At 30.8% G+C, this 14,522-nt stretch carries 18 protein-coding genes; 16 read left to right on the forward strand and 2 right to left on the reverse strand.

The window, feature by feature from the left end; all coding sequences use genetic code 11:
• The first annotated feature begins 2 nt into the window (after positions 1-2).
• The 9 genes from AC3IPI_RS22885 to AC3IPI_RS22925 all read left to right on the forward strand — a co-directional run bounded on the left by AC3IPI_RS22885 (position 3) and on the right by AC3IPI_RS22925 (position 6,108).
• Entirely contained in the window at positions 3-1,790 is a 1,788-nt protein-coding gene (locus tag AC3IPI_RS22885; protein WP_489155995.1) for a CHASE3 domain-containing protein, read from the forward strand.
• A 202-nt stretch (positions 1,791-1,992) separates the two neighbouring features.
• Entirely contained in the window at positions 1,993-2,493 is a 501-nt protein-coding gene (locus AC3IPI_RS22890) for a DUF4142 domain-containing protein (RefSeq protein WP_489155997.1), read from the forward strand.
• A gap of 50 nt (positions 2,494-2,543) precedes the next feature.
• Entirely contained in the window at positions 2,544-3,197 is a 654-nt protein-coding gene (locus AC3IPI_RS22895; protein ID WP_489155999.1) for a porin family protein, read from the forward strand.
• 35 nt (positions 3,198-3,232) lie between these two features.
• Positions 3,233-3,385, forward strand: a complete 153-nt coding sequence (locus AC3IPI_RS22900; RefSeq protein WP_117590099.1) for a lmo0937 family membrane protein — start codon at positions 3,233-3,235, stop codon at positions 3,383-3,385.
• A 37-nt stretch (positions 3,386-3,422) separates the two neighbouring features.
• Complete coding sequence (locus tag AC3IPI_RS22905; RefSeq protein WP_039111109.1) at positions 3,423-3,680, forward strand: YtxH domain-containing protein; 258 nt, start codon at positions 3,423-3,425, stop codon at positions 3,678-3,680.
• 39 nt (positions 3,681-3,719) lie between these two features.
• Positions 3,720-4,073 (forward strand): hypothetical protein, encoded by a 354-nt coding sequence (locus tag AC3IPI_RS22910; RefSeq protein ID WP_039111110.1) that lies wholly within the window; start codon positions 3,720-3,722, stop codon positions 4,071-4,073.
• Positions 4,074-4,105: 32 nt separating this feature from the next.
• Entirely contained in the window at positions 4,106-4,447 is a 342-nt protein-coding gene (locus AC3IPI_RS22915; protein WP_039111111.1) for a hypothetical protein, read from the forward strand.
• 309 nt (positions 4,448-4,756) lie between these two features.
• Positions 4,757-5,275, forward strand: a complete 519-nt coding sequence (locus tag AC3IPI_RS22920) for a transposase (protein WP_489153903.1) — start codon at positions 4,757-4,759, stop codon at positions 5,273-5,275.
• Positions 5,272-6,108: an IS3 family transposase gene (locus AC3IPI_RS22925; protein WP_489159212.1), complete on the forward strand. Its 837-nt coding sequence runs from the start codon at positions 5,272-5,274 to the stop codon at positions 6,106-6,108. Before AC3IPI_RS22920 ends, AC3IPI_RS22925 begins: the two co-directional genes overlap by 4 nt.
• 88 nt (positions 6,109-6,196) lie before the next feature.
• On the opposite strand, the gene prfA is transcribed toward AC3IPI_RS22925, so the two are convergent.
• Positions 6,197-7,273, reverse strand: coding sequence for a peptide chain release factor 1 (prfA, locus tag AC3IPI_RS22930; RefSeq protein ID WP_489156002.1), 1,077 nt, complete (start codon positions 7,271-7,273; stop codon positions 6,197-6,199).
• 453 nt (positions 7,274-7,726) lie between these two features.
• Here prfA and AC3IPI_RS22935 point away from each other — a divergent pair, with 453 nt between their 5' ends.
• From AC3IPI_RS22935 to AC3IPI_RS22950, 4 genes are all read left to right on the forward strand, one after another.
• Positions 7,727-8,374, forward strand: a complete 648-nt coding sequence (locus AC3IPI_RS22935) for a hypothetical protein (protein ID WP_489156004.1) — start codon at positions 7,727-7,729, stop codon at positions 8,372-8,374.
• A 520-nt stretch (positions 8,375-8,894) separates the two neighbouring features.
• A complete protein-coding gene (locus AC3IPI_RS22940) occupies positions 8,895-9,776 on the forward strand; it encodes a DUF6602 domain-containing protein (protein WP_489156006.1) in 882 nt (293 codons plus the stop codon).
• 215 nt (positions 9,777-9,991) lie between these two features.
• Positions 9,992-10,837, forward strand: coding sequence for a hypothetical protein (locus AC3IPI_RS22945; RefSeq protein ID WP_489156008.1), 846 nt, complete (start codon positions 9,992-9,994; stop codon positions 10,835-10,837).
• A 259-nt stretch (positions 10,838-11,096) separates the two neighbouring features.
• A complete protein-coding gene (locus tag AC3IPI_RS22950) occupies positions 11,097-11,522 on the forward strand; it encodes a hypothetical protein (RefSeq protein WP_489156010.1) in 426 nt (141 codons plus the stop codon).
• A gap of 77 nt (positions 11,523-11,599) precedes the next feature.
• Here AC3IPI_RS22950 and AC3IPI_RS22955 read toward each other — a convergent pair whose 3' ends face one another.
• On the reverse strand, positions 11,600-11,938 hold the full coding sequence (locus AC3IPI_RS22955) for a hypothetical protein (protein ID WP_489156012.1): 339 nt from the start codon (positions 11,936-11,938) through the stop codon (positions 11,600-11,602).
• 219 nt (positions 11,939-12,157) lie between these two features.
• Here AC3IPI_RS22955 and AC3IPI_RS22960 point away from each other — a divergent pair, with 219 nt between their 5' ends.
• The 3 genes from AC3IPI_RS22960 (at position 12,158) to AC3IPI_RS22970 (ending at position 14,362) form a co-directional block, all read left to right on the forward strand.
• Positions 12,158-12,664 carry a hypothetical protein gene (locus tag AC3IPI_RS22960; RefSeq protein WP_489156014.1) on the forward strand — a complete coding sequence of 169 codons (507 nt, stop codon included), beginning with the start codon at positions 12,158-12,160 and terminating at the stop codon, positions 12,662-12,664.
• 118 nt (positions 12,665-12,782) lie between these two features.
• A complete protein-coding gene (locus AC3IPI_RS22965) occupies positions 12,783-13,220 on the forward strand; it encodes an ankyrin repeat domain-containing protein (protein ID WP_489156016.1) in 438 nt (145 codons plus the stop codon).
• Positions 13,221-13,288: 68 nt separating this feature from the next.
• The gene (locus AC3IPI_RS22970) at positions 13,289-14,362 is read left to right on the forward strand and encodes a serine hydrolase domain-containing protein (protein ID WP_489156018.1); all 1,074 of its coding nucleotides are present in this window, start codon (positions 13,289-13,291) and stop codon (positions 14,360-14,362) included.
• The last annotated feature ends 160 nt before the right edge of the window (positions 14,363-14,522 follow it).

A 14,522-nucleotide genomic window follows, 5' to 3' on the forward strand; every position in this document is an offset into this window, starting at 1 on the left:
GGATGAAATTGATACCCAATTTTAATTCCCCACGTGCGCTGAGGATTATTTTTGCAATATCGATATTTATTTTATTGTTTATTTCATCGGTATCCTATCAACACAATCGTGACTTGCAGAATTCTAGCAAGTTAATGATGCATACCTATGAAATAAACATTCAATTAGAGCGACTACTTTCGTTTGTAAAAGATGCCGAAACGGGACAAAGAGGTTATATAATAACCAAAAACAGCCGTTTTCTTGCCCCTTACCTATTTTCTCGCGATAAAGTAAATCGATCCTTTATTGCACTTAGGAAATTAACGGCAGACAATCCTAAGCAACAAAAAAATCTTAAAAATCTATTCGATTTAATCATCCAGCGTTATACCTATCTTGAAGGTTCATTAAAATACAGCAACGAAAAAACCTACGACAAAAGGAAACTCGACAACTGTATGTTTGGAGGAAGAATTGTAATGGAAAACATTCGTTTTCAGATAGATGAAATGAATGATTTTGAAAAAGACATCTTACAAAAAAGACAAAAAATATACCAAAGCGAGATTTCATTAACTCCTGTCTTTACCATATCCTTATTTCTGGTAGCGCTTTCGCTTATTTTACTTTCATACAGACAAATTAGTAATGATATTGATCGCTTGCGTGTATTTAACAAAAAGCTATTAATTTCTAGCAAACTAATGGCTGAGTCCGAAATAATTGGAGCTTTTAGCACTTGGCAATGGGATTTAGGAACCGATAAAATGGTTTACTCAGATAATCAATATCGCTTATTAGGCTATCCGCCAAACTATTTTGTTCCAGAAAAAGATACCTTTCTGGATTTTGTACATCCCGAAGATAAAGAAGCTTTCTCAAACCTAATGCAAGGGATTATCGAGAATAAACAACTTCCGCTTATATACTATAGAATTATTCGAAAAAATGGCGACATCAGATACTTTAAGTCTATTGGTAAACTTTTAATAGATGAGCAAGGAAGTAAAATCATGTTAGGAATAACGTTTGACATTACCGAAGAACATTTTCAGAATATTGCAATTTACGAACGTAACAAAGAACTAGAAAAAACGAATAAGGAACTAGCATCCTTTAACCATGTGGCGAGTCACGATTTGCAAGAACCACTTCGTAAAATTCAAACTTTTATTTCGAGATTTTCTGATAACGACAAAGCAGCTTTATCTGAAAGCGGGCGAGAATACATCAACAAGATTGGAGTATCTGCTAAAAGAATGCGTATTTTAATCGATGATTTATTGTTGTTTTCCAGAACTAATACTACCAAGAAAGAATTCTTAAAAACGAATTTAAACGACTTACTCGAAAAAGTAAAACTAGAATTCACAGAGGTACTTCAGGAGAAAAACGCCATTATATTATCGGATAAACTACCTAAACTGCATGTTATTCCGTACCAAATAGAACAGCTATTTATTAACCTAATTAGCAATTCTTTAAAGTATGACCAACCAGATGTTTTACCAAAAATCAATATTTCGTGTACCAAAATTCATGCTACAGAATTTCCTGATTTGCTAGAACAATCTATAAAAAAATATTACAAAATTACGTTTACCGATAACGGGATGGGATTTGACCCTCAGTTTAAAGAAACCATTTTTGTATTGTTTCAGCGTTTACATTCTAAAACAGATCAATATCCCGGAACTGGAATAGGTCTGGCTATTTGCAAAAAAATAGTCGAAAACCATAAAGGTCATATCATTGCCGACAGTACACCGGGCAAAGGATCTATTTTTACCATTTTTCTGCCCGAATAATCCCCTCAAAAAACTAACTTTTATCGTTATATAATTCATATTATGGGAATTATATAACGATTCTTTTTTATGCTGTAAAGTATTAATTGTATTTAGGTTGCAACTTTGTAATATAAACTTTTATGAAGTGAAAATTAACCCACTGTTCCCCTCTAAATTTTTGCTTGTTAGAGCAATTTTTGTCTTTTTAATTCTGACGACAATGCTTTCATGCAAAAAAAACGAAGCGCTTGAAAAAACATCAGATAATGAAGTTTTTAGCAAAACGGCTTCAGAAGAAATTGATGCTTATTTTTTAATAGCTACAGCTAATATTAGTAAAGCTATAATATCAAAAAGCCAAATCGCACAGCAAAAATGTCAAGAGGATAAAATAAAAAAATTAAGCAGTGAAATAGAAACCAATCAGAATGAATTGCTTCATGAAATAGCCAGAATGGCCAATCAAAAGCTAATCATTATTATAAACACCGACGAAAAGGAAACTAATAACGATTTATATTCTTTGATTGATGCAACCAAGGCCGATTTTGATAAAGCATACATAGATTTAATAATCGAATCTATAAGCGATCAGATTGAATTATTAAAATCGATAACAAGAGAAACCAATGATACTGATATAATAAAATTATCGATTAAATATTTGCCAACACAATACCGCTTTCTGGACACAGCAAAAGCGATAAAAAAAGAATCATGATTATTTAAAATAGCAACAACGTAATTTATAAGCCCTAAAATTTTAAAACTATGAAAAACAAAGCCCAATTATTACATGCCGTGACATTATTTATTTCAGCTTCTTTTGGAATATTACAAGCCCAAAACACTCCCGTAAATGCCGAATTCGGGATAAAAGGAGGAGCAAATATGTCTAACCTTTATTCTGGAGAAGTCGATGACAAAAATGCCATATATGGTTTTAACGTCGGAGTTTATGCTGCATTTCCTATTGCAGATAATATCTTCATACAACCCGAAATATTATATACTACCAAGGGTGCAGAGCTAGAATACAATAGCAATTTTGTGAGTGGTGTAGGTCGTTTTAGACTTAACTATATCGAAGTTCCCTTATTAGTAAAATTTAAAGTAACACAAAACTTCAATGTACATGTAGGTGGTTACGCCTCTTATTTGGTCGACGGAAAGGTTACAAACGAATCTAGTGCTGGTACTGCTTTTGACTTTGAAGAAAACATCAATGCCGATGATTTTAATCGATTTGATGCTGGATTATCAGCAGGTGTCGGTGTCGACTTTGACCCACTTAGCATAGGATTACGTTATAATTACGGATTAACAACCGTAGGAAAAGAACGCAGTTTCTTAGGAACCAACTACACTTTTCCAGATGCCAAGAATAGCAATTTAAGCTTATACGTTGCGTATAAATTAAACTAAGCATTCTTCATTATTAACCCTTAAATATATATGCCATGTCGAATTTATTATACACCATCGCCGTTATTTTAGTCATTATGTGGGCTCTGGGATTCTTTGTTTATAGCCTGGGAAGTATTATTCATATTTTATTGGTTATTGCAATTATCGCAGTATTATTCAGATTGATTAAAGGTAAAGAAGTTTAGAAACAAGTTATATTATTAAACACTAAATACAAATATTATGAAAACTAGTAACACCATTTTAGGAATTATCGGAGCTGCAGCAGCAGGAGCATTATTAGGAGTATTGTTTGCACCAGATAAAGGATCAAAAACGAGACAAAAAATAGCTGACAAAAGCAAAGATTACAAAGACGAATTTAAAGGCAAATTAGATAATATCGTAAGTACTGGAAAAGATCTTATGAATCAAGGAAAAGCCAAATACAATAATGCCAAAGCCGAAGTAAGCGACGGAATTGAGCACGTAACTAATTAAGAAGAAGTGTGATTTTATTTAATAAGCAAACACAATCAGATGGAAACTAAAACGACAACAACAACAGATACACTTTTTGATAAGGCCGAAAATTATACCAAAACAAGCTTTGAACTATTCAAGCTTAAATCGGTATCTGTATCCGCCGATGTACTATCATCCCTAACATCACAAATTATTGTTGCTGTTGTTGTTGTTTTTTTTAGTTTATTCCTCAACATTGGACTTAGTTTATTAATTGGCCAGCTCCTTGGCGAATATTATTATGGCTTTTTTGTACTAGCATTTGCTTATTTAATTCTTGCAATCGTACTGTATAAAAATCAGAATAAATGGATTAAGAAACCAATAGGAAACATCATAATTTCGCTTTTATTAAAAAACAGGAGTTAAATGATTTGAAATTAATTTTAAAATAATTCATCATGAAAACCAATAACGCAACCGATGATTTAAATCAGATGATTTTGCAATTAAAAAATCAGCAAGAAGCCGAATGGATTGATTTAAAAGATAAATTTCATGACCTAAAAGAGCATTTAAAACCGCTGAATATAATAAAAGATACCTTAGAGGAAATTAATAGCGGTATCGATATAAAAAGTAATTTACTTCAATCTATCTTTAGTATTGGCGCAGGATATTTATCCAAACGCATATTGGTAGGAACCACACATAATAAGGTTACAAAATTCTTTGGCTCGATATTTCAGTTAGTAGTAACTAATTTTATTTCGAGAAAAACCGCTGCGCATAGTAAAGATTAAACGCAAAGTTTTTTAACCGCAATTTAACCGCAAAGTTTTTTTAACCGCAAAGTACGCAGTCCCGATAGCTATCGGGATACGCAAAGGTCGCAAAGCTTTATCCAAAAAGATTGTAAAGTTTTTATTTTGTCTTTCTTTAAAAAACTTAGCGACTCAGTCCCGAAGCTTCGGGATAGAACCGTTTTTAAAAACCTTTGAACCTCAGAACCTTAGTACCTTTGAACCTTTTTCAAAAAAATACCACCAAAAAAAAAGCCGAATTACAATGAACATGCCCCAAAAAGTTAGACACTATTTGGGGCATTTTTTATGGAAAGAAAAGCAAGGTATGACTATGCATTTAAGTTAGAATGTGTAGAATTGGTTTTAAAGAAGCATTATTCAGATGGATATGTTTCAAAATTAAAAAAGACTGCAAGATGGAATATTCGTAAGTGGGTCAGTTTTTATAAGGCATATGGTAAAATTGGTTTATTGTCACGAATGAATCAAAGCTATTCAGCCGAATTTAAGCTAAAAGTGCTCAATATCATAGAAAAGGAATCCCTTACCTTAATGCAGACTGGTATAAGATTTAATATTCCCGATATTTCCATAGTTTTAAAATGGAAAAAAGATTTTGCTAACTTTGGACTAGTAGGATTACAACCAAAACAAAGAGGCAGACCCGTATCGATGAGTAATAATAAAGGCAAAAAAAGTAAATCAGAGAAACCCCTGACAAGAGAGCAAGAACTGCTAAAAGAAAACGAAAGACTTCGCTGTGAGAATGAATTGCTAAAAAAGCTGCAAGCCTTAATTCAAGCCAGGAAAAATCCAAAGCCATAAACGAATTAAGGCATAAATTTGGTTTGGAATTACTTTTGAACCTTGCAAATATGGCACGCAGCAGTTTTTATTATCATCAAAAACAAAGTAAGTCACCTGATAAATATAAAGAAATTAAAGAGTTGATTAAAGTCATTTATCACAGACATAAAGGGCGTTATGGTTACAGAAGAATAACCGATGAATTACAAAACAGAGGACTGGTTATCAATCATAAAACAGTTCTTAGATTGATGAATCTATTAGGGTTAAAAAGTGTTATTAGAGTAAAAAAGTATAAGTCTTATAAAGGTGAAAATGGTAAAATAGCTCCAAATATACTAGAACGAAATTTTAAAGCAAAAGCTCCAAATCAAAAATGGGCAACTGATATAACAGAGTTCAATGTAGCTGGAAACAAATTATATTTATCACCAATAATTGACTTATTTAATCAGGAAATAATCAGCTATGAACTCACAGAGAGACCAGTGTTTAATCAAGTGGTTATGATGCTGAAAAAGGCCTTTAGAAAAATACCAGATAATACAAATTTAATACTTCATTCAGACCAAGGCTGGCAATATCAAATGAATCATTACCAACTTTTATTAAAACAAAAAGGAATCAAACAAAGCATGTCAAGAAAAGGAAACTGCCTAGATAATGCAATTATTGAAAACTTCTTTGGAATATTAAAATCTGAAATGTTTTATACCCAAAAATTCAAATCAATAGAACAATTAAAAAAAGAAATTAATAAGTATATAATATATTACAATAACGAAAGAATTAAATCAAATTTAAACAAAATGAGCCCGATAAAATATCGAGCTCATTATTATCAAACTTAATTATAAATTTGTCCAAACTTTTGGGTGCAGTCTACAAAGTAATTCGGCTTTTTCATATCTTAGAAACTTAGTACCTCAGTACCTTTTTTTAAAAAACTTCCGAAGCTTCTTTTAATTTCTCAGTATTATTTACCAATTGTAATTCATCTACAATCTTTTGGATATCACCATTCATGATATTACCCAAATCGTATAAAGTAAGACCTACACGGTGATCGGTTACACGACCTTGCGCATAGTTATACGTACGAATCTTAGCCGAACGGTCACCCGAACTTACTTGCGAAGTACGCTTAGTAGCATCTTCAGCCTCTTTTTTGGCTAATTCTTGTTCGTATAAACGAGAACGCAATACGTTTAACGCTTTATCTTTATTCTTATGTTGTGATTTCTGATCCTGACATTGAGCCACCAAACCAGTTGGAATATGCGTTAAACGCACAGCCGATTTAGTTGTATTAACCGATTGTCCTCCAGGTCCTGACGAACAGAAAAAGTCAACACGTACATCGTTCATATCAATTTGTACATCAAACTCTTCGGCTTCTGGTAGCACCATAACCGTAGCTGCCGATGTATGCACACGACCTTGAGTTTCAGTCTGAGGAACACGTTGTACACGGTGCACACCAGCTTCAAACTTCAATGTTCCGTAAACATCCTCACCAGTAACCTCAAAGATAACCTCTTTAAAACCACCTGATGTACCCTCGTTCATATCTACAACCGAAGTTCTCCAACCACGGTTCTCACAATATTTAGTGTACATACGGAAAAGATCTCCAGCAAAAATACTTGCCTCATCTCCACCCGTACCAGCACGAATCTCTACCATAACATTTTTGGCATCTTCAGGATCCTTAGGAATCAACATAAACTTAATTTCTTCCTCCAGTTCAGGTAATCTCTCCTTAGCTTCGTCTAATTGCATTTTTGCCATTTCGGTCATATCGGCATCGCTACCGTCTGCAATAATTTCGTTTGCCTCTTCTATATTTGCCATCAAAAGCACGTATTCGTCGCGTTTTTCGGCCAATGCTTTTAAGTTCTTGTACTCTTGATTCAATTGCACATAACGTTTCTGATCCGCAATAACATCCGGTTGGATGATTAAATCCGAAATCTCGTCGAAACGTTGTTTTACTATTTGAAGTCTATCTAACATTTTATAAGTCCTTTATTTGGACTGCAAAATTACAAAATTTTTGTTTAAAATTCTATCATTAAAGTTCTGAGTTTTTTAACCACAATTTCACAACAATTTTTAACCCAATTACAGCCTTTTTTAGGAGCTTTATCCTGCTATCCGTTTCAATCTTTTGTTCCGCTAAAGCTTCACAAAAGGATTTTCACTTCTATCAGGGCTAGGACATTTGTAATAAAAAGAGATTTTACGGTTTTCAGTAAAATTCTTAAATTAAAACTCGATAGTTTTGGGAAATATTTTAAATTATACTCTTTTTATTAGTATTATCGTTGTTAATTTATATATTTGAAGAGATAACAAAAATGAAATAAAACTTCATATATACATCCTATTCTATATAGATTTAGGAAATCTTATTTAATTATATAAACTATCTTCAATTTAAATGAAGAATCAAAAAAAATAATTATAATGCAAACATTCAAAGACGTTTTAGAAATTATTTACTTATTAAGTGGGCCAATAATCGCGGTCTTTGCTTTCTTAGGATTAAAACAAATAAAAGAATCTCGTAACCAAGTAATTGAAGCTAGAAAAAGTAGAATATTAAACTCAAAAAGAGATGCTTTTAAAGTTGCAGCTGAAAAATGCACGTACTATATGGACCAAATAATTCCATTGATCAATACTTTAGATACAAAAGTAAAAGAAAATCAAATCAAATTTTTTGAAAGAACAAAAGTTACTATTACAAGTAATGATATTCTAACTTTTCCAGTGTTCGAAAATGATGAAGAAAAGACAAAAATTTTTTCATTAGATATTGCAAAATTATTAAATCCCCTTGAAAGCTTTTCTTTGTTTTTTGTTAGTGGAGTCGCAGACGAACAAATTGGATACTTATCAATTGGCCATACATACTGTATTTCAGTTAAAAGATACTTACCTATTATTTTACCATTATCTTCAAATAAAAAAAACTATTCTAATATAATCAAACTATTTCTAATTTGGAATTCGAGAATAGAAAAAGAAAGACTAGAAAATCAGAAAAATAAAATTGAAGAAGAGCTATCTAAAAATCAAGAAACACATATAAAACCCATTGGAACAGAATAAAAACTGAGTAAAACATACTTGTCATATTTCAAATTTTGTAAAATAATAGGTTTAATTCGTGTGTTAATTTAGCCAAAAAGACTTGATTTTAAAGTTCATAAACAGCTATAAGACAAGAGAGCCCAATAGACAACCAAGTTAATATTATGAATTATCTACCCGATTATACAGATTTACAATATAACCCAGATGCCGCGGATATATCTTTACGTTTGATAGCGCGGATTTGCAATCCGTGCCCGTAACAGTGAGACACATAATACTAATACTCAAAGAGGAAACAATCAATCTTTGTGGGCACGGATTTCAAATCCGCGCTATCGGGACAAAAAATCGAGCAATTCAGACTATCAATGTAACCCGACTGATGGACATAGATATTTCAAACCACAAAAAAACTTTGTGAACACCTATTAAGGAATTCAAAGTAAAAAATAATATTTATAAACACAGATTAAAAATCCGTGCTATAAAGCGAGTTTTTTTAAAAACCGTAATCAATTAACTAACATCAAAGAACATGACATTCGATTTTAAAAAATATATTAATCATCTTGCTGATGAGTTAATTAGGAATTTTGATTTTGCAAGTAATGCCACAACACCTGTGCTTAAAGGGAGCGCAAAAGAAAAAGAAGTTATAAGAAAATTAGAGATGTTATTACCTAATTCTGTAGGAATTGGTTCTGGATGTATTATCGATAGTTATGGCAATACCAGTAAACAAATGGATGTAATTATTTATGAAAAAGAATTTTGTCCAGTTTTTTGCATTAACGAATCTGCAGAAACTACTTATTATCCTTGCGAAGGTGTTATTGCTGCTGGAGAAATTAAAACTACCTTAAATTCAAAAGAATTAGAAAACATATTTGAAAAGGCAATATCAGTAAAAAAATTAAAAAGACATTCTGAAGAAACAATTGGTATTTTAACTAATCAAGCATATTATTCATTTAGGAGTTATAACTCTAAAATTTCCATCGAATGCACTCCTTCTGAAAATTTTGACCAAAATAGTAAGCTATTAGATCAGATTTTCTGTTTTGCTTTATGTGGTAAATTAGAATTAAAACCTAACACTTTAATAGATAAATTTGAAAATCACTTAGACAAAACAATAATTGGTGAGGAAATAAATCTGATAAGTATATTAAATGATGGTCTATTATTGTATATAGATAAAGAACAAAACAAAATTGTACATACTATCAAAGATGCTGATTCGATATGTTTTTTTCCTAGGCCAAAAGATAATTTTGAATTTCTTTTAGGAATACTTATTCAAATAATTTCTAGTGGAAGAACTGTTCCTATAAATACTTTTAATAGATACTTAAATATTAATGATGCATTATTTCTTAGTGGAGGAATTGGTAAAGACCTTAAAAAACATAGATAAATCTTTTTTTTAACCAATTCATTGAAGTTCCCGACTTCGATTGCTAATTACAAACAAAATAAGCTTGAAATATAGAACAGCTTCACAGTCGAGATGCTTCGTTAACAAGGTCTTACAAGACATATAAACAAGTTAACTAAAACTCAGAAAAATTCCCTTTTATGAACTAATATCTTTTAAGAAATATATTATGTTTGCACAATTAATTTTTGAATATGTCAGTAGATATTTTTTTTATTTTAGGTTATATCATATTAATATTAATTCTATGGGCAATTCCCTTTTTTAGAAATATCTTTTTAAACCATAAAGCAGAGCTTTTTACATTGTCTTCTGGATATATACTTTTGCTTGCTGATATAAAAAATGGAAGCTCTAATAAAGTTATACTTAATAAATCTTGGGATGATATTAATAATTGGCTGGTAGCTATTGGAATTGTACTTGCTATTGTCAGCATTTTGTTGACCTATTTTGAAAAAGAAAAGCAGAAATCTTACGAATTGATTTATAACGAACTCAATTCAGCAAATAGAAAATTTGAAGCGGTTAAGGCAGAATATTATAAATTATGTAGTGATAACATTCGTGAAATATTTCATGACTTCTTTATCCAATCGGATGGTAGCGGTAGAGTAAGTTTATATAAACATGAAGGTTCAAATTTCAAATTACTTGGAAGATACTCTAACAACCCTATCTATAATAGAGCTGGTAGAGATGTGTATCCTGATAATGAAGGATTCATTGCTAAAGGCTGGGAAAACGAAAAATTTGAAGCCCATGGAATTCCCAAATGGTCAAAAAATGGTGCAGTTTGGAGAAATCACATTAGGGCAATTTGCAACATTGATGATGACAATCTCCGAAGAATAAATATGAAAAGCTGCTCCTTTTACGTTCATAGATTTAATAATGAAGATGCCAGAAACCCACATGGGATAATGGTATTAGAGCAACTAAAAAATGATCAAATACCTGTGACGGTCATTACACAAATTTTTAATGATCATGAAAAACAAATAATTTTTCTCTTGAAGTCAATGAAGTCCTTGGAATAACTAAGTCTTTCATCTTACCGACACAAGCAGAATAATCAAAATTAAGAATTCAAAAAGGTGCAGCTTAATCCTGTACCTTTTTCTATTTTATAAAGATATTCAGGTTTTAGTAAATCATCTAGAGACAATTGCATCAATCTTTAAATAAATCTTATGCAAAACATCTAATAATTCCATCACTTCCTCTGGCAAAAGTTGCAAAACAATTTCGAGTAAAGTCATTACATTTACATCTCGCTAAACAAATAACTATTAAATTATGGATACAATATCAATATTAGGTTTTTTAAGTGCTTTACTAGGAATAGTTGCTTTTTTCTTTCCAGTAGAATGGAGAAATAAAACGTTAATAAAAATTATTTTTACAATAATTTTACTTTTTTTGTCAACATACATATATTATCAAAACTCTAAAATAAATAGAGCTGAAAAAATTTCTAAATCTGCTAGCTTATTAATTGAACAAAAAAGTGATAATTTTACTCATGAAGGTTTCATTTTAGCTTCATTAAGTTTTCTCGAACAAAATAAAAAAGATTTTCCCGAATCATATGAAAGAGCCAAAATGATATTTGATAAATATGACAAAAGTCAGCTCAGAGGTTTGGAAAGCGTTAATACTTCATCTGAAATGGAAGGCTTAATCAGAGGAATTGGCATCTTATCCAGTGTTAAAGAAGACTGATTTTTAACTCCTCACTGTTCGAGTTTCCTGACTTCTTACAACATTATAAATTTTAATGATTTGCCTTTCAATAATATTTATTCTGCAATAGCCTTCAAATGAATCTTATGCAAATCATCCAATAATTCCATTTCTTCCTCAGGCAAAAGCTGCAAAGCAATTTCAAGCAAAGTCATTACATTAATATCGGCTACAGTTGTTAAACTTGATAAATTTCGAGCATCTTCATTAAGCAAAATAATACTTGCTTTAAGAAGGTCTGAAACCATTAAATTTAGCTCGTTATAACAAGATACTTTTAGTGTTACGCTAAACAAATTGTCAATACCATTCTCAGGTTTTAGTTTTTTGAAATATTCTACTTTATTCATTGAATTTAATAATTCTGCAACCGATTCTTTATGTTTTATTTCCATGATTGAATTTCAATTGATTTTATCTTATTTTTTACATAGACGAAATTACAAGTAACAGATTACTTTTATGTGATCGTATACAATCGGTTGTATTCAACTGAACGCATAAAAAAAAGATTATTAAATTAGAAATTTTAACTTTATATTCGTCATAATTTTAAATCTCTAAAAATCAATCGGTATTGATAAATCCAAGCGATTTAATTAAAGATTTATAAAATGAAAGTTATTTTAGAAAAAAAATTAGACTTTAGACAATTTCAAAATTTGATTATTTTGACATTTATTACTGGAATGTTTTTTCTTGGAATGTTAAACTCGGTTGATTTTAAATCTTATTATCCTATTGAAATAATTTTATTTCTTTTGAATCTACTGTTCATTGCTATTTTATTTACGAAGAAAGGTTTGTTAATAGAAAATCAAAAACTTTATAAGGTTGTTTTTTTGTTTGGATTTACTTTAACAAAAAAGCTAATTGAGACATCTAATTTTCAACAAATTTTTATAGCTAAAGGAAAATTTTCAACGAATTATGCCTATTCATACAACATTGAAGAATTTCATAATTGGGAACCTGATTTAAATCATTCAGTAATTGGTTTTACTCTATTAATGATCGATAAAAATGATAGTAATAGAAAAAAGATTTTTACCTTGACAAAACCTGAGAAAGTAAAATTGGCAATTGATTTTATCGTTAAAAATACAAATCTCACGATTTAAAAAATTTTCACCCGTTATCTTTATCTGTCTTTCGTTCGTAAATCACTCACAATAAACCACTAATAACCAAGAAACCAAACATTAACCAACATTTACAAACCTCACAAAAACCATTTCGATGAAGAAATTATTACTTTTAATTTTATTAGGATATTCAATAAGCACGTATTCTCAGGAATCTGGAGAAAAACTTTTTAAAGCCATTTTTGAACATAATTTAGATGCTGTAAAAAAGATTGTAGAAAAAGATAAATCGCAAGCTAATTATATCCGAAAAATAAACCAATCATTTTATATCCCTGTATTAATGCAAGCTGTAATGAATAATGAGCTTGAAATCTCAAAATTTTTAATCGAAAATGGTGCTGATATCAACAAAACAGATGGTTTTAAAATGACATGCTTAATGTGGGCAGCAGCAAACCAAAACATAGAGCTAACAAAATTATTATTAAATAAAGGTGCCGATAAAAACATCAAAGATGATAACGGAATGACAGCTTTAAAAGCCGCAGAAGAAACAAAGAATAACGAAATAATTCAACTTCTAAAATAGTTTCTTCCCTCCGTAAACAATCAGTTTTTAAAACCATAAAAAACTAACCAAATAAACCAACCAAAACCATGAAAAAAAAACTGTTTTTACTATCATTTTTTGCCCTTAGCAATTCCATTCATTCCCAATCAGACGAGGTTGATCTTGCAATAAAAGAGCTGATGCAAAAAAATAAAATTGTGGGTTTACAATTGGCAGTAATCAAAAACAATAAAATCGTTAAAAAAAATCATTATGGTTTAGCGAGTATTCAGGATTCCATACGTGTTGACAATAAAACTGTTTTTAGCATTAATTCGATGGCGAAAGCTTTTACGGGTGTTGCCATTATGCAATTGGTAGAAAAGGGTAAATTAAAACTAGAAGATCCTATTTCTAAATATCTGGACAGTCTGCCAAACTCCTGGAAAAACATTACCGTAAAACAAATAGCAACCCACACATCTGGAGTTCCTGATATTTGGGAATCGCCAGAACATATGTTGTCTGAAGACAGTAAAACTTTATTCAAAAAGATAACAGAATTACCTGTGGTTTTTCAGCCCGGAGAAGATCGAAGATACAACCAAACAAATTACATGCTGCTTGGAATGATTATCGAAAAAATAAGCGGAAAATCGTATGAGCAATTCCTTGTAGAAAATCAATTTGAAAAAGCAGGTATGAAAAATACCATCAAAGCCGGTTTAGGAGATTATTATAAAATAGTGAATCACTCAGCCAGACCTTATTCTTATTTCAGAAATGGTAGTTTAACCAATGTTTACGAAGTTATACCAACAAATTTATATCCAGCAGCAAGTATATATTCTACCGCGACCGAAATGGCAAAATGGGTTATTGCTTTACAAAGCAATACTTTACTTAAAGCCGAAACCCTAAAAACACTTTGGACTCCTACTCTATTAAACAATGGAAAAAAACCAGGTCCAGCCGATTCAACCAACGGAATCGCAATTGGTTTTGATACCAATTTAAGAGATCAAAACCCTGTAATTACTGCTTTAGGCGGGGCTAGAAACGCTTTATATATTTATCCCAAAGATGATGTTTCAGTAGTTATTTTGACCAATTTACAAGGAGGAAATCCACAACATTTTATAGAAGATATTGCAAATTTATATCTAACGGATAATAAATAAAGGACATAATGATGACTCTTGGCGTGAGCAGTCATAAAGCTAAGCAATAATTTTAAAATGATTTAAGATTTTTGACTAACGATTTTTGATTTCAGATATATGAAACCTCTTAAAATAGGCTTTTTTTATTTATTAACACCAAATCAAAATAATACGACAA

The sequence above is a fragment of the Flavobacterium sp. GL_143 genome (assembly GCF_057834355.1).